At 66.1% G+C, this 20,438-nt stretch carries 18 protein-coding genes; 6 read left to right on the forward strand and 12 right to left on the reverse strand.

Annotated elements, in window-relative coordinates; genetic code table 11:
- The first annotated feature begins 7 nt into the window (after positions 1–7).
- Both ileS and KUG41_RS06405 read left to right on the forward strand, forming a co-directional pair.
- On the forward strand, positions 8–2,926 hold the full coding sequence (gene ileS, locus KUG41_RS06400; RefSeq protein ID WP_216902287.1) for an isoleucine--tRNA ligase: 2,919 nt from the start codon (positions 8–10) through the stop codon (positions 2,924–2,926).
- Positions 2,923–4,122, forward strand: a complete 1,200-nt coding sequence (locus KUG41_RS06405) for a family 10 glycosylhydrolase (RefSeq protein WP_371734055.1) — start codon at positions 2,923–2,925, stop codon at positions 4,120–4,122. The genes ileS and KUG41_RS06405 overlap by 4 nt, the downstream gene beginning before the upstream one ends.
- On the opposite strand, the gene KUG41_RS06410 is transcribed toward KUG41_RS06405, so the two are convergent.
- Together KUG41_RS06410 and KUG41_RS06415 are read right to left on the reverse strand one after the other, a co-directional pair.
- The gene (locus KUG41_RS06410) at positions 4,017–4,808 is read right to left on the reverse strand and encodes a hypothetical protein (RefSeq protein WP_216902291.1); all 792 of its coding nucleotides are present in this window, start codon (positions 4,806–4,808) and stop codon (positions 4,017–4,019) included. The genes KUG41_RS06405 and KUG41_RS06410 overlap by 106 nt on opposite strands.
- Positions 4,805–6,448 (reverse strand): glutamate synthase-related protein, encoded by a 1,644-nt coding sequence (locus KUG41_RS06415; RefSeq protein ID WP_216902293.1) that lies wholly within the window; start codon positions 6,446–6,448, stop codon positions 4,805–4,807. Before KUG41_RS06415 ends, KUG41_RS06410 begins: the two co-directional genes overlap by 4 nt.
- A gap of 132 nt (positions 6,449–6,580) precedes the next feature.
- Here KUG41_RS06415 and KUG41_RS06420 point away from each other — a divergent pair, with 132 nt between their 5' ends.
- Complete coding sequence (locus KUG41_RS06420; protein ID WP_254216905.1) at positions 6,581–7,621, forward strand: zinc-dependent alcohol dehydrogenase family protein; 1,041 nt, start codon at positions 6,581–6,583, stop codon at positions 7,619–7,621.
- 89 nt (positions 7,622–7,710) lie between these two features.
- On the opposite strand, the gene KUG41_RS06425 is transcribed toward KUG41_RS06420, so the two are convergent.
- A complete protein-coding gene (locus KUG41_RS06425) occupies positions 7,711–8,043 on the reverse strand; it encodes a helix-turn-helix transcriptional regulator (RefSeq protein WP_216902295.1) in 333 nt (110 codons plus the stop codon).
- A 69-nt stretch (positions 8,044–8,112) separates the two neighbouring features.
- Here KUG41_RS06425 and KUG41_RS06430 point away from each other — a divergent pair, with 69 nt between their 5' ends.
- Both KUG41_RS06430 and arsJ read left to right on the forward strand, forming a co-directional pair.
- The gene (locus KUG41_RS06430) at positions 8,113–9,159 is read left to right on the forward strand and encodes an ArsJ-associated glyceraldehyde-3-phosphate dehydrogenase (RefSeq protein ID WP_216902297.1); all 1,047 of its coding nucleotides are present in this window, start codon (positions 8,113–8,115) and stop codon (positions 9,157–9,159) included.
- Positions 9,156–10,409, forward strand: a complete 1,254-nt coding sequence (gene arsJ / locus KUG41_RS06435) for an organoarsenical effux MFS transporter ArsJ (protein ID WP_216902299.1) — start codon at positions 9,156–9,158, stop codon at positions 10,407–10,409. Before KUG41_RS06430 ends, arsJ begins: the two co-directional genes overlap by 4 nt.
- Positions 10,410–10,553: 144 nt before the next feature.
- Here the strand turns inward: arsJ and KUG41_RS06440 are convergent, their stop codons facing one another.
- The 8 genes from KUG41_RS06440 to KUG41_RS06475 all read right to left on the reverse strand — a co-directional run bounded on the left by KUG41_RS06440 (position 10,554) and on the right by KUG41_RS06475 (position 18,575).
- Positions 10,554–10,691, reverse strand: coding sequence for a hypothetical protein (locus KUG41_RS06440; RefSeq protein WP_216902301.1), 138 nt, complete (start codon positions 10,689–10,691; stop codon positions 10,554–10,556).
- A gap of 73 nt (positions 10,692–10,764) precedes the next feature.
- Positions 10,765–11,112 carry a type II toxin-antitoxin system PemK/MazF family toxin gene (locus KUG41_RS06445; protein WP_216902303.1) on the reverse strand — a complete coding sequence of 116 codons (348 nt, stop codon included), beginning with the start codon at positions 11,110–11,112 and terminating at the stop codon, positions 10,765–10,767.
- Between the two features lie 384 nt (positions 11,113–11,496).
- Positions 11,497–12,582 (reverse strand): M14 family metallopeptidase, encoded by a 1,086-nt coding sequence (locus KUG41_RS06450; RefSeq protein WP_216902304.1) that lies wholly within the window; start codon positions 12,580–12,582, stop codon positions 11,497–11,499.
- A 651-nt stretch (positions 12,583–13,233) separates the two neighbouring features.
- Entirely contained in the window at positions 13,234–15,336 is a 2,103-nt protein-coding gene (gene drt3b, locus KUG41_RS06455) for an antiviral reverse transcriptase Drt3b (protein ID WP_305798563.1), read from the reverse strand.
- Entirely contained in the window at positions 15,329–16,540 is a 1,212-nt protein-coding gene (gene drt3a, locus KUG41_RS06460) for an antiviral reverse transcriptase Drt3a (protein ID WP_216902308.1), read from the reverse strand. Before drt3a ends, drt3b begins: the two co-directional genes overlap by 8 nt.
- 431 nt (positions 16,541–16,971) lie before the next feature.
- Positions 16,972–17,478, reverse strand: a complete 507-nt coding sequence (locus KUG41_RS06465) for a hypothetical protein (RefSeq protein WP_216902310.1) — start codon at positions 17,476–17,478, stop codon at positions 16,972–16,974.
- A gap of 11 nt (positions 17,479–17,489) precedes the next feature.
- A complete protein-coding gene (locus KUG41_RS06470; RefSeq protein ID WP_216902312.1) occupies positions 17,490–17,708 on the reverse strand; it encodes a hypothetical protein in 219 nt (72 codons plus the stop codon).
- A 162-nt stretch (positions 17,709–17,870) separates the two neighbouring features.
- The gene (locus tag KUG41_RS06475; RefSeq protein ID WP_216902314.1) at positions 17,871–18,575 is read right to left on the reverse strand and encodes a Coq4 family protein; all 705 of its coding nucleotides are present in this window, start codon (positions 18,573–18,575) and stop codon (positions 17,871–17,873) included.
- 112 nt (positions 18,576–18,687) lie between these two features.
- Between KUG41_RS06475 and KUG41_RS06480 the strand changes: the two genes are divergently transcribed.
- Complete coding sequence (locus KUG41_RS06480) at positions 18,688–19,347, forward strand: TetR/AcrR family transcriptional regulator (protein ID WP_216902316.1); 660 nt, start codon at positions 18,688–18,690, stop codon at positions 19,345–19,347.
- Here the strand turns inward: KUG41_RS06480 and KUG41_RS06485 are convergent, their stop codons facing one another.
- A complete protein-coding gene (locus KUG41_RS06485) occupies positions 19,348–20,298 on the reverse strand; it encodes an aldo/keto reductase (RefSeq protein ID WP_371734056.1) in 951 nt (316 codons plus the stop codon).
- Positions 20,299–20,438 lie beyond the last annotated feature (140 nt).

A 20,438-nucleotide genomic window follows, 5' to 3' on the forward strand; every position in this document is an offset into this window, starting at 1 on the left:
CGGCGACGTGACGGCAAGCCCGGCGTCCTACAAGGACACGCTCAACCTGCTGCAGACGCCCTTCGCCATGCGGGCGAACGCGCGGGTGCGGGAGCCGGAACTGCAGGCCTTCTGGAAGGAGCACGACCTCTACGGCCGGCTCAGCCGCGGCAACCCGGGCGAGCCCTTCACCCTCCATGACGGGCCGCCCTACGCCAACGGCGCCCTGCATGTGGGCCATGCCCTCAACAAGATCCTCAAGGACATCATCAACAAGCACGCCCTGCTGCAGGGGCGACGGGCCCGCTTCGTGCCGGGCTGGGACTGCCACGGCCTTCCCATCGAACTGAAGGTGCTGCAGGGCCTGGGCGGCGAGGAGCGGCGGGGGCTCACCCCGATCGACCTGCGCCGTCGGGCCCATGCCTATGCCCTCGAGCAGGTGGAGATCCAGAAGGGCGGCTTCCGCCGCTGGGGCATCTGGGCCGACTGGGACAGGCCTTACCTGACCATGAACAAGGACTTTGAGGCGGCCCAGATCGGCGTTTTTACCCAGATGGTGCTGGCCGGCCACATCTACCGGGGGCTGAAGCCGGTGCACTGGAGCCCCAGCTCCCGCACCGCCCTGGCCGAGGCCGAACTGGAATACCCCGACGGCCACACCTCCCCCAGCGTCTACGTGGCCTTTCCGGTGGTGGAGCTGCCCGCCCCGCTGGCCGCGGCCCTGGCGGAAGCCGGCATCGACGGCCCCACCGATGCGGCCCACCGGGAGCAGCTGTTCGTGGCCATCTGGACCACCACCCCCTGGACCCTGCCGGCCAACCTGGCGGTGTCGGTGAACGGCCAGCTGGACTACGCCATCTGCCGCGACGGCACCACCAACGGCGGCACCCCCCGCTACCTGGTGGTGGCCGCCCAGCTGGTGGACCGCCTGCGCACCAGCCTTGAGCGCCCCCTCGAACCCCTGCTCACCCTCAAGGGCGCCCAGCTGGAGGGGATCCAGTACCGCCACCCGCTGCTGGACCGCACCAGCCCCGTGGTGATCGGCGGCGACTACATCACCACCGAGACGGGCACCGGCCTGGTGCACACGGCCCCGGGCCACGGCGTCGACGACTTCAACACCGGCAATAAATACGGCCTGCCGGTGCTCTGCCCGGTGGATGAGGCGGGCACCCTCACCGAGGAGGCCGGCCCCTTCGCCGGGCTCAACGTGCTCAAGGATGCCAACCCGGCGATCATCACCGCCCTGCGGGACGCCGGCCTGCTGCTGGCGGAGCAGCGCTACGAGCACCGCTACCCCTACGACTGGCGCACCAAGAAACCCACCATCTTCCGGGCCACGGAGCAGTGGTTCGCTTCGGTGGAAGGATTCCGCGCCCAGGCCCTGGAGGCCATCGACGCGGTGGACTGGCTGCCGGCCAGCGGCCGCAACCGCATCGAGGCGATGGTGCGCGATCGGGGCGACTGGTGCATCTCGCGCCAGCGCACCTGGGGGGTGCCGATTCCCGTCTTCTACCACCGCGAGACGGGCGAGGTGCTGCTCAATGCCGACACCCTCGCCCACGTCCAGGGGCTGATCGCCGAGCACGGCGCCGATGTCTGGTGGGAGCGGGACGAGGCGGAGCTGCTGCCGCCGGCGCTGGCCGACCAGGCCGCCTCCTGGCGCAAGGGCACCGACACCATGGACGTGTGGTTCGATTCGGGCTCCTCCTGGGCCGGAGTGCTCGAGGCCCGGGGACTGGGCTGCCCGGCCGATCTCTACCTGGAGGGCTCCGACCAGCACCGGGGCTGGTTCCAGAGCAGCCTGCTCACCTCGGTGGCCGTCACCGGCCAGGCCCCCTACCGGCGGGTGCTCACCCACGGCTTCACCCTCGACGAAAAGGGGCGCAAGATGAGCAAGTCGCTGGGCAATGTGGTGGACCCCACCGTGCTGGTGGAGGGCGGCAAAAACGAGAAACAGGAGCCCGCCTACGGCGCCGACGTGCTGCGGCTCTGGGTGAGTTCGGTGGACTATTCCGCCGATGTGCCCCTGGGGCCGGGGATCGTCAAACAGCTGGCGGATGTGTACCGCAAGGTGCGCAACACGGCCCGCTACCTGCTCGGCAACCTGCACGATTTCGTGCCCGCCGACCACGCCGTGGCCATCGCCGATCTGCCGCTGCTGGATCGCTGGATGCTGCAGCGCACCGCCAGCCTGATCGAGGAGGTGAGCGCCGATTTCGAGCGCTTCGAGTTCTACCGCTTCTTCCAGGCCCTGCAGAACTTCTGCGTGGTGGACCTCTCCAACGTCTACCTGGACATCGCCAAGGACCGCCTCTACGTCAGCGGCGCCGGGGAGGCGCGCCGCCGCAGCTGCCAGACCGTGCTGCACCTGGTGGTGGAGCGGCTGGCGGGGCTGATCGCTCCGGTGCTGTGCCACATGGCCGAGGACATCTGGCAGAACCTGCCCTACCCGGTGGCCGAAGCCTCGGTGTTCGAGCGGGGCTGGCCCACGGTGCCGGCCAGCTGGTCCGCCCCGGAGCTGGTGGCGCCGATGCAGCGGATCCTGGACCTGCGGGCCCAGGTGAACCGGGCCCTGGAGGGCTGCCGCGGCCGGGGTGAACTGGGGGCCTCCCTGGAGGCCCAGGTGCAGCTGGAGCTGCTGGACACCGAACAGGCTGCGGCTGCCGGGGCCACACCGCTGGCCGAGGCCCTGGCGCTGCTGGCCGCCAGCCCCCACCCGGCCGTGGACAACCTGGCCGACTGGCTGCTGGTGTCGGACCTGCGACTGGGCGGGCCGCACCTGGAAGCCCCCCTGGCGGAGATCGAGGAGGAGGGAGTGAGGGTGCGCATCGCCCGGGCCGAGGGCAGCAAGTGCGAGCGCTGCTGGCACATCGAGACCGACATCGGCCGGCACCCCAGCCACCCCACCCTGTGCGGCCGTTGCGTGGCCGTGCTGGAGGGGTGACCCGTCACCCCCTGCGGCGGCGGGAGGCGCTGGGGCTGATCGGTGCGCTGCTGGCCGCCGCCGGGGCGCCCGCCCGTGCCCTGCCGCCACCGCCACCGCCGCCGCCGCCATCGCCCCAGCCGGCCCGGGGCCGGGAGATCCGGGGCGTCTGGCTGACCAGCAACGACATGGGCACCCTGCGGGATCGTGCCCGGCTGGGGGAGGCGCTGGGCCAGCTGGAGCGGCTCCACTTCAACAGCCTCTACCCGGTGGTGTGGAACGGGGGCTACGCCTACTACCCCAGCGCCGTCACCGAACGGCGCAAGATCCAGTCGTTCACCTTCCGGGGGCTGCAGGGGCAGGACCTCCTGGCCGACCTGATCCAGCAGGGCCACGGCCGGGGCCTGCGGGTGATCCCCTGGTTCGAATTCGGCTTCATGGCGCCGCCCACCTCGGAGCTGGCCCGGCTCCATCCCGGCTGGCTGAGCCGGAAGCGCGATGGCGGCACCACCTCGATCAGCGCCGCCGGGGAGGTGGTGTGGCTCAATCCCCTGCTGCCCGAGGTGCAGGCCTTCATCACCGAACTGGTGCTGGAGATCATCACCAACTACGACGCCGACGGCATCCAGTTCGACGACCACATGAGCCTGCCCAGCGCGTTCGGCTATGACGCCTGGACGGTGGCCCAGTACCGCAAGGACACGAAGAAGGATCCACCGGCCGATTCCGCCGATCCGGCCTGGGTGAAATGGCGGGCCGACCGGATCACCGCCTTCATGGAGCAGCTGCGCGCCGCAATCCGCAGCCGCAGGCCCGGGGCGATCGTGTCGGTGTCACCCAACTATCACGACTTCGCCTACAAGCTGCAGCTGCAGGACTGGCTGACCTGGGTGCGCAAGGGGATCGTCGATGAGATCGTGATGCAGGTGTATCGCCCGGATCTGGAGAGTTTCAACGCCCAGCTGGAGCGGCCGGAGGTGCAGGAAACGCGGCGCAGGATTCCCACGGCGGTGGGGATCATGACGGGCCAGCGCAACCGGCCGGTGGCCATGGAGCTGGTCGGCTCCCACGTGCTGGCGGCCAGGGAGAGGGGCCTGGGGATGGTGTTCTTCTATTTCGAAACCCTCTGGGAGCGGGCCGGGGAACCCGCCGCCGAACGCCAGGCCGCCTTCGCCGCGCTGTTCCCCACGGCCATGCCGATGGGGCGGGGGAGCTGAAGGGACAGCGGCGGACGGCCCCCCTTCTGCAGCGATGGCGCCAGGTGCACCCCGAGGCTGAAGGTGCCGGCCAGCACGCCGGCGGCCGCCATCAGCACACTCCAGAGCTGGACCGGCTTCAGGCTTCCGATCAGCTCGAGCAGCGACAGGTCGGCCGGATTCGGGCGCCGGGACAGCCGCTGCGGATCCTGCTGCTGCGGCTGCAGCACCTTCTCCCTCCAGTCGGCCAGGACGCCGTTGAACTCGTTGGAGTGGAGCGCCTCCTCCTTGAGGGGCAGGGTCTGGACGTACCAGTCGTAGCCGGGCTCCAGCAGCCCCTCGGCCTTGAGGCCCGCTTCAACGATGACAAGCAGCGGCAGATGGCGCACGTAGGCCATGGCGGCCTCGATCTGGTTCCAGGCGGTGGGCAGCTTCGTGTCATGGAGGCTCGCCTGCCGGGGGCCGCCGCGCTTGTCAAGCCCGGTGGGGAACCAGCTTCGTTCCAGGGCGATGACGACCATGCCGGAGCAGCTGTCCATCAGTTCGGTGATGGCCTTCAGCGGCGCCTCGGAACTGAAGGTGTTGCGGCCCACGGTCTTCGGTGTCAGCCCCTCGCTGCGCAGGCGCTCCTCGATCAGGCGCACGAAGCTTTCCTGCTCCGGCGTGGCGGTGGCGCCCACACTCACGAAAACGAGCTGATCCTTCATGGAGCGGACGCATCGATCGAGGAAAACGATGGCAGTGACCGGGGCGCCGCACCACTCCAGGCGATGCCGGCCAGGGCCGCCAGGTCCCGGTGCCAGCTGGTCAGGTCGTGGCGATCCAGGCGGGCCAGGTGGTCGTGCCCACAGGCCCGGGCCATCACCTGCATCAGCGCCACCGTGGCGCGGAAGAACCGCTCCAGCCGCTGGGCGGCGTGTTCCACCTCCAGGCGGCGGCGCAGCTCGGGATCCTGGGTGGCCACCCCCGCCGGGCAGCGGTTGGTGTGGCAGATGCGCGAGCCGACGCAGCCGATCGCCTGGATCGCCGCATTGGCCAGGGCGATGCCGTCGGCCCCCAGGGCCAGGGCCTTGACGCAGTCGGCCGGGGTACGCACGCCGCCGGTGACGATCAGGGTGACCCGGCCGCTGACGCCGCAGCGATCCAGATGGGCCCGGGCCCGGGCCAGGGCGGGAATGGTGGGCACGGAGATGTGATCGCGAAACAGCAGGGGGGCGCCGCCGGTGCCGCCGCCGCGGCCATCGAGGATCAGGTAGTCGGCGCCGGCCTCGAGGGCGAAATCAAGATCCTGCTCGATGTGCTGAGCGCTGAGCTTGAAGCCCACCGGGATGCCGCCGCTCAGCTCCCGCACCCGATCCCCGAAGGCGCGGAAATCGGCCGGGGTGCAGAGATCAGGGAAGGCCGCCGGGGAGCAGGCCGGCTCCCCTTCGGGGATGCCGCGGACCGCCGCGATGCGGGCGGTGACCTTGGCAGCGGGCAGATGGCCGCCGGTGCCGGTCTTGGCGGCCTGGCCGGCCTTGAAGTGGAAGGCCTGCACCCGGGACATCAGCTCCTCGCGGTAGCCGTACATCGCCGGGGCCAGCTCGTAGAAGTAGCGGTGGTTGGCGGCCTGCTCGTCGGGCAGCATGCCGCCCTCGCCGGAGCAGATGCCCGTGCCGGCCCGCTCGGCACCGGTGGCCAGGGCCAGCTTGGCCTCCTCGGAGAGGGCGCCGAAGCTCATGTCCGACACGAACAGAGGGATCTCCAGGCGCAGGGGACGCCGGGCCGCAGGGCCGATCACCAGCTCCGTGCCCACCGCTGCGTCACCGGCGAGGGGCCGGCGCGCCAGCTGGGCCGTCAGGATCTGGATGTCGTTCCACTGGGGCAGCTGGGCGCGGGGCACCCCCATCGACGCCACCGGCCCTTCCGCCCCGACGCGATCAAGGCCATGGGCGGCAAGCTGGTGGATCAGCTCCAGGCTGGGCTCCTCCGCCGTGGCGTGGGGCTCGGGCATCCCGTCGGGTTCGGGATCCCCATCGCCGTCGCCGGCTTCATCGCCATCCCCATCGCCTTTGCCGTCGCCGTCATCTTCTGCATCAACGGCAAAGGTGGTGCCCACCCGGTCGGCGGGAACGCGGGCATGGGTGCCATCGCAGTAGGGGGGCGTGGAGGTCTGCTTGCAGCGGCACAGCAGGGCCTTGCCGCTCTTCTCGGCCACGAAGGACAAGGGGGTGAAGTCGGTTCCCTGGTGAGAGCCATCACAGAACGGCTGGTCGGAGGAACGCCCGCAGGCGCAGTAGAAGTACTCCTTGCCCTCCTCCAGCTCGACGCGGATGGGAGTTCTGGAGGCCACCTTCGGTGCAGGCATGGGAGGTTCTGCGGAGGGTCGATGGGCCGGAGGGCCCATTCCCAGTGTGGGGGCTATTCAGCGGGCCATGCGGCGCCTCGAGGGCCAGGGCGGGCGAGGCTGAGGACAGCCGCGGTGACCGCCATGAAAGCGATGGTGCTGACCTCCTGTTGCGACATGGCGCACACGCCGGAGCCGCTGCGGCCCATGGAGCTGCCGCAGCCGGTGCCCGGCCCCGGGGAGCTGCTGGTGCGGGTGGAAGTCTGCGGTGTGTGCCACACCGAACTCGATGAGATCGAGGGCCGCACGCCCCCGCCCCGCTTTCCGGTGATCCCGGGCCATCAGGTCGTGGGTCGCGTGGCGGCCACCGGCCCCGGCGCGCACCTGTTCGCCCCCGGCGACGCGGTGGGCATCGCCTGGATCTTCCAGGCCTGCGGCAGCTGCGATTTCTGCCGCAGCGGCCGGGAGAACCTCTGCCCAGCGTTCGTGGCCACCGGCCGGGACGTGAACGGCGGCTACGCGGAGTATGTGACCGTGCCGGAGGCCTTCGCCCATGCCCTGCCGCCGGGGCTGAAGGCCGCCGCCGTGGCACCGATGCTCTGCGCCGGGGCGATCGGCTACCGCTCGCTGCAACTGAGCGGCCTGATGGATGGGCAGGATCTGGGCCTCACCGGCTTCGGGGCCTCCGCCCACCTGGTGCTGCCGATGGTGCGGCACCGCTTTCCGGCCTCGCGGGTGTTCGTGTTCGCTCGCAGCGCCGCCCAGCGGGCCTTCGCCCTGGAGCTGGGGGCCAGCTGGGCCGGCCCCACCGAAGCCGAAGCGCCGGTGCAGCTGCACGCGGTGATCGACACCACCCCCGCCTGGACGCCGGTGGTGGAGGCCCTGAAGAACCTGCAGCCCGGCGGCCGGCTGGTGATCAACGCCATCGGCAAGCAGGAGGCCGACAAGGCGGCCCTGCTGGGCCTCGACTACCCCCGCGACCTCTGGCGGGAGAAGCAGATCCGCTCGGTGGCCAACGTGACCCGCGCCGACGTGCGGGAGTTCCTGGCCCTGGCCGCCGCCGCCGGGATCCGGCCGGAGGTGAAGGAGTTCCCCCTGGCCGAGGCGAACAGGGCCCTGCAGGAGCTGCGCCGCGGCCAAGGGCGGGGGGCGAAGGTGCTGCGGATCGGCGCTCAGGGCCGGGGCAGCTGCTAGTTGGCCAGGGGGGTGCGGCCTGAGCCCGGCTCGGTGATCAAGATCCGGCCGCATTCTTCACGATCGTTCCGGCCGCAGCCGCTGGCCGCTCACGGGCACAGAGGGGAGGGCCTGCCGCACTGGGCGCCCAGCGCCGCCAGCCAGCGGCGCAGCTGTTCGATCGCTTCCGGGCGCAGGCGGTAGTAGATCCAGCGGCCCTCCTGCCGATCGGCGAGCAGCCCGGCCTCCTTGAGCACCTTGAGGTGGAAGGAGAGCTTCGACTGGGCCAGGTCGAGATCGCCGGTGAGATCGCAGACGCAACGCTCGCCGCTGCCGAGGGCCTCGATCACCCGCAGGCGCAGGGGGTCGGCGAGGGCCTTGAGCAGGGCCCGGGCCTGATCGGATGGGATGGGCGGAGGGGCAACAACCGCTGGAACAGCCATGTGCTCGGCAACACGTATGAGATCAACTTTAGTTGATCTATGTTCGGGCCCTGGTCGCCCCTGTTCCGGATGAAGATCGGCATCAACGGCTTCGGCCGCATCGGCCGGCTGGTGTTCCGCGCCCTCTGGGGCCGCCCCGGCATGGAGCTGGTGCACGTCAACGACCCGGCCGGTGACGCCGCCGCCGCCGCCCACCTGCTGGCGTTCGACTCGGTGCATGGCCGCTGGCCCCAGGCGGTGGAAGCGGGCGGAACGGGCTTTCTGGTTGGCCATCAGCGCGTGGGCTATAGCCAGCAGAAGGATCCCACCGCCGTGCCCTGGGGCGCCGCCGGGGTGGAGCTGGTGCTCGAATGCAGCGGCAAGATCAAAACTCCCGACACCCTGGAGCCCTACTTCAGTGCGGCGGGCCTCAGGCGGGTGATCGTGGCCTGCCCGGTGAAAGGAATGGTCGCCGGAGCAGAGGCGCTCAACGTCGTCTACGGCATCAACCACCACCTCTACGACCCCCAGCGCCACCGCCTGCTCACGGCCGCCTCCTGCACCACCAACTGCCTGGCGCCGCTGGTGCAGGTGGTGCACGAGAGCTTCGGGATCCGCCACGGCTCGATCACCACCCTCCACGATGTGACCAACACCCAGGTGGTGGTGGATGGGTTCAAAAGCGACCTGCGCCGGGCCCGCTCCTGCATCCAGAGCCTGATCCCCACCACCACCGGTTCGGCCCGGGCGATCGGCCTGATCTTCCCCGAGTTGGCCGGCAAGCTCAATGGCCATGCCATCCGGGTGCCCTTGCTCAATGCCTCGCTCACCGATGCGGTGTTCGAGCTGCGGCAGGAGGTGAGCGCCGAGCAGGTGAACGCCGCCTTCGAGGCCGCCGCCAACGGGCCGTTGCAGGGGATCCTGGGCTACGAAATCCGGCCGCTGGTATCGATCGACTACGTCAACGATGCGCGCAGCGCCATCGTCGACGGCCTCTCCACGATGGTGACGGGGGGCACCCAGCTCAAGGTCTACGCCTGGTACGACAACGAGTGGGGCTACAGCTGCCGGATGGCCGATCTGGCCTGCCATGTGGCCGCCATGGAAGCCACCCTCCCAGCCGGTGCCGCCCGATGAAACAGCTCACGGGACTGCAGCAGTACGTGGTCGTCACGGCCAACTACTGGGCCTTCACCCTCACCGATGGGGCCCTGCGGATGCTGGTGGTGTTCCACTTTCACCAGCTCGGCTACTCCACCCTGGAGATCGCCTTTCTGTTTCTTTTCTACGAATTCTTCGGCATCCTCACCAACCTCTACGGCGGCTGGCTGGGGGCGCGCTTCGGGCTGCGGCTCACCCTCTGGGCCGGAACGCTGATGCAGGTGGCAGCCCTGCTGATGCTGATTCCGGTGGCCGACAGCTGGCCGCGCTGGTGGAGTGTGGCCTACGTGATGGTGGCCCAGGCGATCAGCGGCATCGCCAAGGACCTCAACAAGATGAGCGCCAAGAGCGCCATCAAGACGGTGGTGCCGGAAACCCCCGAGGACCACAGCCGGGGCGAGGCCCAGCTGTTCCAATGGGTGGCGATCCTCACCGGCTCCAAGAACGCCCTCAAGGGGGTGGGTTTCTTCCTGGGGGGATTGCTGCTCACCACGATCGGGTTCAGCGCCGCCGTTGGGGCCATGGCCGCGGGCCTGTTTGTTTCCTTCCTGATCACCCTGGTGCTGCCCGGCGAGATCGGGCGCATGAAGCAGAAGCCGGCGTTCGGAGCGCTGTTCTCGAAATCGCAGGGCATCAACGTGCTGTCGCTGGCGCGCTTCTTCCTGTTCGGCGCCCGTGATGTCTGGTTCGTGGTGGCCCTGCCGGTGTTCCTGCAATCAGTGCTGGGATGGAAATACTGGGAAGCCGGTGGCTTCATGGGCCTGTGGGTGATCGGCTACGGGATCATTCAGGCCTCGGTGCCGGCCCTGCGGCGCAGCTGGGGCAAAAGCGGTCCGCCAGGGGTGTCTGCCGTGCAGTTCTGGAGCGCCGTGCTGACGGCCATCCCCGGCCTGATCGCCATCAGCCTGTGGCGCAATGTGGGCAATCCCGGGGTTGCGGTGGTGGTGGGCCTGGCAGCCTTCGGGGCCGTGTTCGCGATGAATTCCTCCATCCACAGCTACATGGTGCTGGCCTACACCGATGCCGAATCGGTGAGCCTCAACGTGGGCTTCTATTACATGGCCAATGCGGCGGGCCGGCTGGTGGGCACGTTGCTCTCCGGTGCCCTGTTCCTGGTGGGCGGCCTGCAGGCCTGCCTGTGGGCCTCATGCCTGCTGGTGGCCCTGGCCTTCCTCTCAGGGATCCGTCTGCCGCCGCCCCTGCGGCAGCAGCTGGAGGCGGCCTGAGCCAGGGCGACGCTTCGCCTGCGCCGCATCCAAAGAGCAGGGCCCTAATAGGGAATCGTGTAGGTGTTGCCCCGCTCACTGCGCACCAGGAAGGCGGAGGAGATCTGCCGGTAGGTGGCCAGGGTGGTGCGGCCATTGCTGGGCTCAGCAGGGCCAGGGTTCGCCCACCTTCTCCATCTCGATCTGCTTGCCGTCGGAGCGGAAGGTGACCGTGAACGAGGTGGAGCCGCCCGCGACCAGGCAGGCTTCAACGGCGCACAGGGCCACCAGTGGGGATCGCATCGGGCAGGGGCGCCGGGACAATCCACTCTCGCCCCCGCTGGGCGCAGGGCCGCCCCATCGATGTCGTGGCGCGTCAACTCTCATGGTCGCCTGCAAGCAGGATGTCGACCAACGCTTCCAGGACCTCAGTCATTTTCACAGGATTCAGCCGGCCGGCCACTCCAGAATTGATCGAGAAATTCGCAGTGAACAACTTACCGATGCGGACAAAGCTCTCACGCTTGAGCCCTCCATTGTCAAAGTCACTTTCCAGAAGCGGAATTGCCAGCCTATCTGTGTAGGACTTGCTGGTGATCTGACACAGCACAAAGTCCCAGATTCCAACGTCTGCAATGACCAAGGCCGGCCTGCGCTTGGCTTGCGACAGGTCGGAATAGGGGAACAGGATGAGTACGACGTCACCTATTGCAGGTGGGCCCATGCAGCTTCCTCTTCTGAGTTCAGCCAGTCAGCCGCTAGAGCCGTTTCACTTAAGACAACTCCGCTGATGACAGAGTCAGGGTCGTCAACAGGAACGGAAACGAACACCTTCGCCCCCGCCTTCAGATGGACAGAGCTCTGGATTCTGATACGTCCATCTTTTTCAACGACAGCCTCAAATATGTTGTCCATAGGAATGTGCCAGTTCTCCTACGTCAGTATTCATTGAGCATAGCTCCAATGTTGTCGGCGTGAAAACAAGCGCGAACGCCACCTCTGAGATAGAGGGTCGAAAGGCCTCTTCTGCGCAGACGACATTGATCTCCGCCAGGCGAATCAATGCAGATCGGCTGCGGAGGGTGGTGCTGCATCTTCCACGCCCCGCTCACCCCCCCAACCCCCTACAAGCCCGCAACACCACATCGGCGCAGCGCCCGTACACAGCGGCCCGCCAGGCGGGGCTGTCGATCAGGAAGGCATCGCGCACCTGGCGGCGGATCGCTTCGCGGTGGGTGGTGGGGCGATCGGGCACGGCGTGCAGCCAGGCATCGGCGCGCAGGGCCGCCAGCACCTGATCGATCGGGCGGGTGCCGAACTCCAGGGCCAGAACGGTGAGCTCCACCGCAGGGAGCATTCGGCGCAGAAACACCGGCAACGAGCCCGACACCTCCGATGAGCTGGACGGGCCCAGGCCGGGCCGGGTGACCTCCGGGCCATACCAGCGCTGCAGCCGCTCCCAGTCATCGCCTGTGGCGCCGCTGCCGATCAGCTCCCCGAAGCCCCAGGGGCCCAGGCCGGTGTGCAGGTCGATCACCGCCAGGCGGCGGCAGGCCGGGCCCAGGTGCTCGGTGAGGATCTTCTCCAGGGTGGACAGCGACCAGCTGGGGCGGCTGCCGCCATAGAAGAGGCCGGTGGGATGGGTGTACTGGCCGCGCTGCAGCGCCGCCTGGTAGGCGGCCATCCCGTGCCCGCGGATGAAGGCCTCCAGCAGGATGTCGGCCCGTTGCCGCTCGGGCCCGTCCCAGTCGCCGGGCAGCAGGGCGTCGTGGAGGGCGTCGTAGGCCGGGTTCTGGGGCAGGGGGCCGCAGAAGTCGAGGCCGTTGCGGTTGAGATCAATGTTTTGTTCGTTGCCGCGGCGCAGCCAGGCGAAGCCATGGGGGTTGAGGGCATGGATCAGCAGCGCCCCGCCGCCGGCCGGCAGGGCGCCGTGGAGTTCATCCAGCAACACGCCCACCTGGCAACCAGATCCGGCCAGGCCCTCCACGCCGTGGGTGCCGGAGATCAGCAGCAGCAGGGACTCGGGCTCGGCGGGGCCCAGGGCCGCCGCATCGATGGCGAGCGGCTCGCCGGCCGGGCCGCGGTGATCGGGCAGGACATGGCTGGTGAGCCGGGCGCCGGCGCCAACGACGGCGGCCAGGAACGCCTCACGGGCCGAGCGGTAATCGGGGCGGAAGAAGTCGCTGGTGGCCATGGGGGTGGGGGTGGGGCCGTGGGCGATCAGCAGGGGTGGTCGTTGTGGCGCGGCAGCGCGAGAATGGATGGCTTCAGGGCGTAACGGTATGGATTGGGATCGGCGGCTGGGTCGGAACCGCTGCGATGACTCATCCAATACTCGCTGCTCTCCGTCTGCAAGCACCAGCTCCATTCTTCGCTGAAGCAGAACGGCACTTGGATTCCGATCAACATGAGCATCGCTTGGATGTCGTTACACAAGACATTGCAGACGATTCCCTCAGCAACGAGCTCATCCTTCTCCCCCTCGAGAACGAGAATTTTCTTCGTCTCGATGGCGGGCAGGATTGGGCGAGAATGAAAGCACCTCTAACGCTCCAGATCAGAAGCGGGCCGAGACTTGGAAAATGATGAGTTATTCTTGCTTACGTCTTCTACATTTGGAAGATATTAGCCGTACCTAGAAGGTCCAGATGGACGCTACGTCGATCCGAATTGGGTGGCACGAAGAGTCGGTCTGATGGGTGTGTGGAGCTCGAGAGCTACCACCCCGAGCAAATAGCATCGTTGCAAGATGCCGAAATAATGCCCGGTATGATCTGATCGAAATCAAGAAGAAACGACCGAGAACGCCGACGAGACTCCTCCTGCCTTCAAAATCGTAACACACTCAGTACACACTGGTCCGCTGGCGGCGTTCAAGACTTCGAAAAAGTGACACGTCCTGCCAGTCGCTGAACCATGGATGACTTTCAAGCCACTGCACAGCTCCTGTCAACTCCGCATTAGCCCTTGACTTACGCGTTCCGAGTTTTTCTACGGAGTCCTTGAGCAGTTTCTTCCTGAAGTCCTTTGAGAAGTGCGGGCAGGACAAAGCATCAAGCACCAAGTGAGTCACCTCTGAGGATGCTTCCAAGTCAACCTTAGAACAGTCGCGAACACGATCAGCTATTGCTTGCTCGACTTCACGCACAGCATCCTCGTATCCCTTGCGGCCACCGGAATACCTCGCGAGCGTGATCAGGGAGAAGTAGTCAAGCTTGGACAACAGACCACCCTTTGGAACTACCCAAAGCTTCAATATGTGCCATGGAATTTCAAATTCCGCCCCCAACTGCCCAACCAGAGTTACCACATTTAGCGTTTCCAGCCCTGCACCTTGCATGGCTGGCCTCACCTCCGCGGTCTCCCTGAGAAAAGCGGTAGCCGAACGGAACACCTGCTCCTCCACAGCAAGTTTGACATCCCGTAAGCCAGTATATTCTAGGAATGACAATGCCAGCAGGATTGAGCTAGCCAGCCTTGTAGAGTGGTCCACAGTTGGTGAAACGGCATATAAGAAAAAAACCAGTTCGACAAGTAGCAATATGCATCGCCTGTACTTCGATGCGTCTCCATCTGAAACACTTTCTACCTGGCAAATTCGAATAAGATGGTTTGAGAGTGCGGGGATGAGGTAACCCGTAACCAAGCCGTAACCGAACTCGCTGCTACTGCAAACAGCCCGAATCTGCTTGAGGAACGCCGCCTTTAGTCTGTGAATACTTCGTATCTCCTTCGGAACGACTGCGAACTTCGGACTAGGCTCTCTAACCTCATCAGGAAGACCGGCTGCCTCTTCATCTGATAGATTTTTTAGATCCGCGCCTGGGTCAGCGCCAACACTTGACCGCATCGAAATAGTATCGATTAAGGCCGCTAATGGTCCCTTGATTCGTTCAATTGCCGCGGAGCGCTCGGTGATGAAGGGCCTTGCAAGCTTGATGGTTTTTTTGGAATTGATGGACAGGTGGTAGGTTTCCAGTTCAGCCGCGACCACTTCCGCAACCTCTGCCGCTACCACTTCGTTAGCCGCGAAGACAAAGTAGTCATCTACATACCTGCGAACTACAAACCTCCCCGAGAGATGATCCCTACGTTTTTCTATGAACTTTGCCGCCCGGGCGTCTACGTCCTGAAGGATGATCTCAGCGAAGATCCGGCTCAGTTCAGGACCAACTAGAATTCCATTTGTCTCCGCCCAGTTGGCATCTCTCATTTCGCGATCGATTTCGCCACCAAATGTGTTTGCACTCGCATCAATATGTTGCTTCACAACGCCTTTGGACTTCATTGCCCACGAAACAGAGTGGGTATAGATGCTGCCAAAGCAGTTGCTTATGTCGAGCATCCAAAGAACAGGGTAACGCCGCTCCAAACCCAGGAACTCCTCGGATTCAAAGAACTTGTGCAGCCGACGGTAGCCAGTATAGGCAAAAAACGAGGTTGGGTGGCGGAACAGAAAATGCTCAGAGTCAAGATCAACGCCAGCCGCAGCATGCTTAAGGTGATGGATGTTCTGATTCGAGTTTTCCACTAATGTGCGGCTACCGGCCTTCTTGGGAGCACGCAGAGACCAGCTGCTTCGCTGACAGTAATGAACCATCAACAAGTGGCGATGCCTGTACATCTGAGCCCACCGTATCTGATTGCGGGGATGTGGAAGAGCCAGTTTCCGGTCCTTAACCGGACTCACTCGTACAGAGTATTGATAGGGACGAGATGGGCTATTGTTCTTAGGATCAGGGTGTGGATCCAAGAGCTTAGCGATGAATGCTTCAAGCAATTCCGAGCCCGGCCACGAGCCTGCCCTTAGATCCTGCCGATGGGCCCTAGCCCATTGGTAGGTGCCCTCGTTGCTGAAGAAAAGAGGAACCTCCACGGGAGTGGTATCCGTCAGGAGGACGCGCAGAAAGTCGGAATCTCTTAGGGACTGCGTTTGATGTTTAGGCATACTTCCAGCACCCCACAATTTTCCCCACCCTTTGACTGGAGAACTTGGTCAATTGTCGAGTGCGATGACCGGCGATGAAGGAGTACCGCGCCAGGTGTCGGCGTTGCCCGTTAGTGAGTGCTGCCGCAAGGCTCCTACTCAGCGAAGTTTTGCGACCCAACAGCAGCGCCCTCAGGAACGAGTCCAGCTTCGACAGTCCGCTTTCGCCCTGGTCATATGTGCTTGCGGAAACGGCAGGGTACGAGTAGAAAATTCCCACCTTAGGTCGATGCCCTTTCTGCCCGCCTGGAATTCTATAGTTCCCACTGAGGGCGCGGATTCGATCCTCAAATAGCGCGTAGTCATGGTCGATCAAGAACGCTCGGGCCGACAAGCACAGTCGTGATGAAACCTTTTCTATTTTCGCAGGTGCAATATCAATTGAAACCGCGTTTTTGTTTTTCTTTTGGGGCGTGATGGTGTACCGGTAGCCAAGGAATTCGATATGGCTGGGGAGCTTGTTGGCCTGCCCACCTTCGATCAATACGCCATGTGACTTTTCATGGTTGAGGCGCAGCCCACCCCGAGTTCGCAATTGGTCTCGAAGCCATGACTTTAGGTCAAGATGCTTGGCTTCCGCCGATGTCACAACGATAATGTCGTCTACGTATCTGGAATAGAAGTAAATGTGATCATGGTTTGACAGGGCCCTGTCAATTGGCAGCAGGTAGTCCTCAGAGAGTACGGCGCTGGAAGGAACTCCTCGTGGGAGTCCGACAACGCCTTGTTCGGTACAGCCCTGGAAAAGAGAGCGCATGACCCGCACTGCTGATCGGGGCAAGCCAAGGTCATCTATCAGCCGCAGTTCGATCTGTTCTCTTGGTATTGACTCATAGAACTGCCGCAGATCGAACCGATGAACTACAAAGGGAATGCCTTCTGAGAACATATTTGCGACAGTCGCATTCACTAAATGACGGTTGGCCTGCTTCACTCGTGTAACCTTCGAAAAGGTTGCCGTCGCCGCAGAGACCAGTAGGCGGTCCAGCATGTCCAGTGGTTGGTAAACCTCGAATTTTCCTCTGGGGCTTCTGAACAGCTGCATGGTCCACATCGGGCCCATTGCTCGACAGTGGGCCTCTTCAATGGAGCCCGTCCCGAAGATCGGAATTGCTTCCAGCCTCGGGTCGGCGTCACGAATGGCTCTTAGGCCGGCAAGTGTCATGGGACTAGAGAGCATAAAACTCCACAGCACAGGCCAATTTAGACTTCTTATTCGGTGGGGCGACGCGTGCGGTCTGCCGATGTCCACTTTTCTCAGACTTTCACCGGTAGTCTTGCCTGCTCAGGAGCCTGTCAGCGTTGTCTCCGTCAGGCGCGCCCTGCATGATGGAGTGGGCTACCACATAGTGCTCATAACTTGTTTTTCGGCGGTTTCCGTGAACTACACCCACAATGTGATCCCATTCTGAGAACTCCTCGGGAAACTGCTGGAGAGGTTCCCTCAATCCCTGGCGCTGCATGGCCTTGCGAAAGCAACGTCCACGTTGTAGCAGTGGCTCACGGGTCCCATCACCCCCTGTATCCAGAGATACCCAAGTCTTGCCAACCTCCCCACATTGAGCAGTTCAAGTCCCGCAAAGAGATCCAGCCCGCTCACCCCCGCGCACTGCGCAGGGCGAAAGGCACGGTGAGCAGCAGGCTCCCCCCGGCGACCACGCACAACCCCGGCAGGGAGATGTCGATCAGCACCCCCGAGAGGGCCTGGGACAGGGGATCGAAGGCGACGCCGGCCAGCATGGCCAGGGCCATCACCCGGCCCTGCAGGGGTGCCGGGGTCTCCCGCTGCAACCAGGCGGTGGCCAGCACCCCCACCAGGCCGCCGCCGATCCCCATCGCCGCCAGCAGGGCGGCCGCCGTCCACCACTGGCAGGCCACCGCCAACCCCAGCAGGCCCGCCCCCAGCCCGGCCGACAGCCAGCCCAGCGCGCCCCCCGGATGGGCGATGGCACCGAACCGGCCGGCCCACCAGACCCCCACCAGGGCACCCACGCCGTAGGCGGCCTGGAGCCAGCCGTAGGTGGCGGCGTCACCGCCGAAGCGCAGCGTCACCAGCTCCACCACGCCGATCACCACCGGGCCCAGCACGGCGAGGTTGATCATGGCGATCAGCGTCAGGCCCGTGCGGATCGCCCCGTGGCCCCAGGCGAAGGCGACCCCTCCCGCAGGCCCTGCCCCAGGCCCCCCGTCGGGGCCGTGTCCGCCGCGGCCAAACGGGGCCGCACCTGCACGAAGCAGCCCACGGCGAGCAGCAGCAGAACGGTGTCGAAGGCCAGGGCCGCCGTCGCCCCGGCAACGGCCAGGGACAGGCCCGCCAGAGCCGGCCCGGCCACGTTGCTGATCTGCTCGCTGCCCTGGAGCCAGGCGTGGGCCTGGCCGAGATGGCGGTCCTCCAGCAGGCGGGGCCAGGGAGGTGCCCGAGCCCGTGCGCTGCAGCATCAGCCAGGTGACGGCGACGAACCAGAACTGGACGCCGGCGAACAGGAGGGATCCGCTCATGGCCGCCCCAGCCACTCAGCGAAGGGGCGCAGCTGGAGCTCCTCGCGCCACTGCTGCAGTGGCTTGGCCCAGCCCTCCTCCCAGCGCTGGGCGAACAGGGGCCTGGCCTCCCGCCCCATCTCCAGCCCGATCCGGATCGCCTCCACCAGGGGAGGCAGCAGCTCGGGCTCCAGGACGGTGATCGACAGCAGCGACTGGGCCGTGAGCGCCGAGGCCAGAGGATAGGGGAACTGGCTGAGATGGAAGGCCTGCAGGCCGATCTCGCCGATCACTGAGGTGTCGAAGCCGGTGATCACGTGCCAGAGGTCGTGGGTCTGGCTGAGGCGCAGCTCCACATACACCGCGTCGTTGGTGGGCTCCATGCCGGCATGGAGGTTGGGGTCGTAACCCAGCTGCCCCATGGCCGACCCATAGACCTGGCCGAGGCAGCCCTGCGGCAGGGCGGCGAGCTGGGTCAGGTCGTGGGCGGGGGGAATCCAGCGCTGATCGATCAGGGCAGCGCAGGCCGGATCGCGGCGCAGGTGCTCCGCCGCCAGCGCATAGGACGGGGTCTCGAGCAGGGCTTCGCTGAGGGCCCCCACCAGCTCGAGGCTGGTGTCGCCGCCGCCCATGGCCACGACGGTGCCGAAGATCCGGAACAGCTGGGGCGGCACCGCCTGGGCCTCGAACGGCGCAGCGGCGGGCAGAAGGGTGGTGGCCATGGCAGGAACCGCAAAGAACATGAGCGTTGCTCACGTGCCTGAAAGTATGAGCATCCCTCGCGTTTTTCAACGGGGATGCGAGGATCGCTCGTGTTTGTTGGCGCCCCTACCCATGGCTGACGCCTCCGCCACCCCCGCCGAGCCCTCGCCCCTGCGCCGCCAGCCGCGCCAGGCCCGCAGCCAGGAGCGGGTGCGCCGGATCCTGGCGGCGGCCGAGGAGCTGTTCGTTTCAGGCGGTGTCGGCAGCACCACCACCAACGCCATCGCCGCCAAAGCCGGGGTGCCGATCGGCTCCCTCTACCAGTTCTTCCCCGACAAGGGGGCGATCCTGCGCCGCCTGGCCCAGGGCTACGGCGAGCAGCTGCACGAAGCACTCGCCGCCTTCGCCGGCGGGGAAGGGGCGGCGCTGCCCCTGGAGGCCTACATCACCGGCACGGTGGCGCTCACCGATCGCTTCTTCCGCGACCACCCCGGCTACCCGGCCATCTTCATGGACGTGCAGGCCACCACCGCCGAGCTGCTGGCCATCGAGGAGGAGGCCGATGCCCGGCTGATCGCCGACTGGTCGGGAACGCTGCTGGAGCGGGCCGCCGCCGAAGGGGCCACCCTCAGCGCCGAGGACGGCCGCCTGATCGCCTACGTGCTGGTGAAGACCATCGGCAACCTGCTGTGGCTCGCCGCCACCCAGGAGCCACCGCTCGGCACCCAGCTGGTGCGGGAAGCCTCGGAGCTGGCCATCGCCTACCTGCGGCGGCGCCTGGCCGCGGCCTGATCAGGCCCAGAGGTTCTCCAGGGTGTAGGGGCCGCCCTCCTTCACCCAGATGGAGCCATCGATGTAGCGGTGGCCGCGCTCCAGGCCGGCGATGGCCTCCATGTCCTCGGCGGCCAGGTCCCCCTCGGCGGCCATCAGGTTTTCGCACAGCCGCCCCGGGCTCACCGACTTGGGAATCACAGCGGTGCCCCGCTGCAGGGCCCAGCGCAGCAGCACCTGGGCCGGGGTGATGCCCCGCTGCTGGGCGATCGCGTTGATGGTGGGATCCTCCAGCAGCACCGGCTCCCCGGCGGGCCGGATGAAGGCGGGCCGGCCGGCCGACCCCAGCGGCGCGTAACCGGTGAGAGGGATGCCGAGGGCCTGACAGAAGGCGAGCAGCTCGTTCTGCTGCAGGTAGGGGTGAAGCTCCACCTGATTGGTCGCCGGCCGGATGCGGGCCTGCGCCAGCAGGGACTCGAGGGTGGCCCTGCCGAAGTTGCTCACGCCGATGTGGCGGCACAGCCCCTGCTCCACCGCCGCTTCCATCGCCGCCCAGGTGCTGGCGATCGGCAGCTCCTCCAGGGGGATCAGATCGGCCGCCGTCTCCGGCATCAGCACGCCAGGCCGGAAGGCCACGGGCCAGTGGATCAGGTAGAGGTCGAGGTGGTCGAGCTGCAGATCGGCCAGGGTTCGCTCCAGAGCCGGCTGCACGTCCGCGGGGGCGTGGGCGTTGTTCCAGAGCTTGGAGGTGATCCAGAGCTGCTCCCGGGTCACCACGCCCTCCCGGATGGCGGCACTCAACGCCTCACCGATCTCGGCCTCGTTGCCGTAGATCGCGGCACAGTCGATGTGGCGGTAGCCGAGCCGCAGGGCCGCATGCACCGCCGCGCCCACGTCCCCCGGCGGGGCGTTCCAGGTGCCCAGGCCGAGCATCGGCAGGGTGGAGCCGTCGTCGAAGCTCAGGGACTTCACGGGAACACCGGGCAGGGGCCGCAGGACAGGCCATTGAGACTAAGTGTGATTTCCCACCAGGTTGTTCATGCCTGCAGCTGAGCTAGCCGCTGTTGGGGGGTGAGGCCACCCAGGGCCATATGGCACCTGCGGCCGTTATA

The organism is Synechococcus sp. CCY 9618, from assembly GCF_019038415.1.
GTDB lineage: Bacteria > Cyanobacteriota > Cyanobacteriia > PCC-6307 > Cyanobiaceae > Cyanobium.

Coding starts and splice junctions, on each gene's coding strand:
- KUG41_RS06410 (WP_216902291.1), bottom strand. CDS start 4,808: ATGAAGGATCAGCTCGTTTTCGTGAGTGTGGGCGCCACCGCCACGCCG.
- KUG41_RS06465 (WP_216902310.1), bottom strand. CDS start 17,478: ATGATCAACCTCGCCGTGCTGGGCCCGGTGGTGATCGGCGTGGTGGAG.
- KUG41_RS06480 (WP_216902316.1), top strand. CDS start 18,688: ATGGCTGACGCCTCCGCCACCCCCGCCGAGCCCTCGCCCCTGCGCCGC.
- KUG41_RS06445 (WP_216902303.1), bottom strand. CDS start 11,112: ATGGGCCCACCTGCAATAGGTGACGTCGTACTCATCCTGTTCCCCTAT.
- KUG41_RS06430 (WP_216902297.1), top strand. CDS start 8,113: ATGAAGATCGGCATCAACGGCTTCGGCCGCATCGGCCGGCTGGTGTTC.
- drt3b (WP_305798563.1), bottom strand. CDS start 15,336: ATGCCTAAACATCAAACGCAGTCCCTAAGAGATTCCGACTTTCTGCGC.
- KUG41_RS06475 (WP_216902314.1), bottom strand. CDS start 18,575: ATGGCCACCACCCTTCTGCCCGCCGCTGCGCCGTTCGAGGCCCAGGCG.
- arsJ (WP_216902299.1), top strand. CDS start 9,156: ATGAAACAGCTCACGGGACTGCAGCAGTACGTGGTCGTCACGGCCAAC.
- drt3a (WP_216902308.1), bottom strand. CDS start 16,540: ATGACACTTGCCGGCCTAAGAGCCATTCGTGACGCCGACCCGAGGCTG.
- KUG41_RS06425 (WP_216902295.1), bottom strand. CDS start 8,043: ATGGCTGTTCCAGCGGTTGTTGCCCCTCCGCCCATCCCATCCGATCAG.
- KUG41_RS06420 (WP_254216905.1), top strand. CDS start 6,581: ATGGTGCTGACCTCCTGTTGCGACATGGCGCACACGCCGGAGCCGCTG.
- KUG41_RS06440 (WP_216902301.1), bottom strand. CDS start 10,691: ATGCGATCCCCACTGGTGGCCCTGTGCGCCGTTGAAGCCTGCCTGGTC.
- KUG41_RS06415 (WP_216902293.1), bottom strand. CDS start 6,448: ATGCCTGCACCGAAGGTGGCCTCCAGAACTCCCATCCGCGTCGAGCTG.
- KUG41_RS06450 (WP_216902304.1), bottom strand. CDS start 12,582: ATGGCCACCAGCGACTTCTTCCGCCCCGATTACCGCTCGGCCCGTGAG.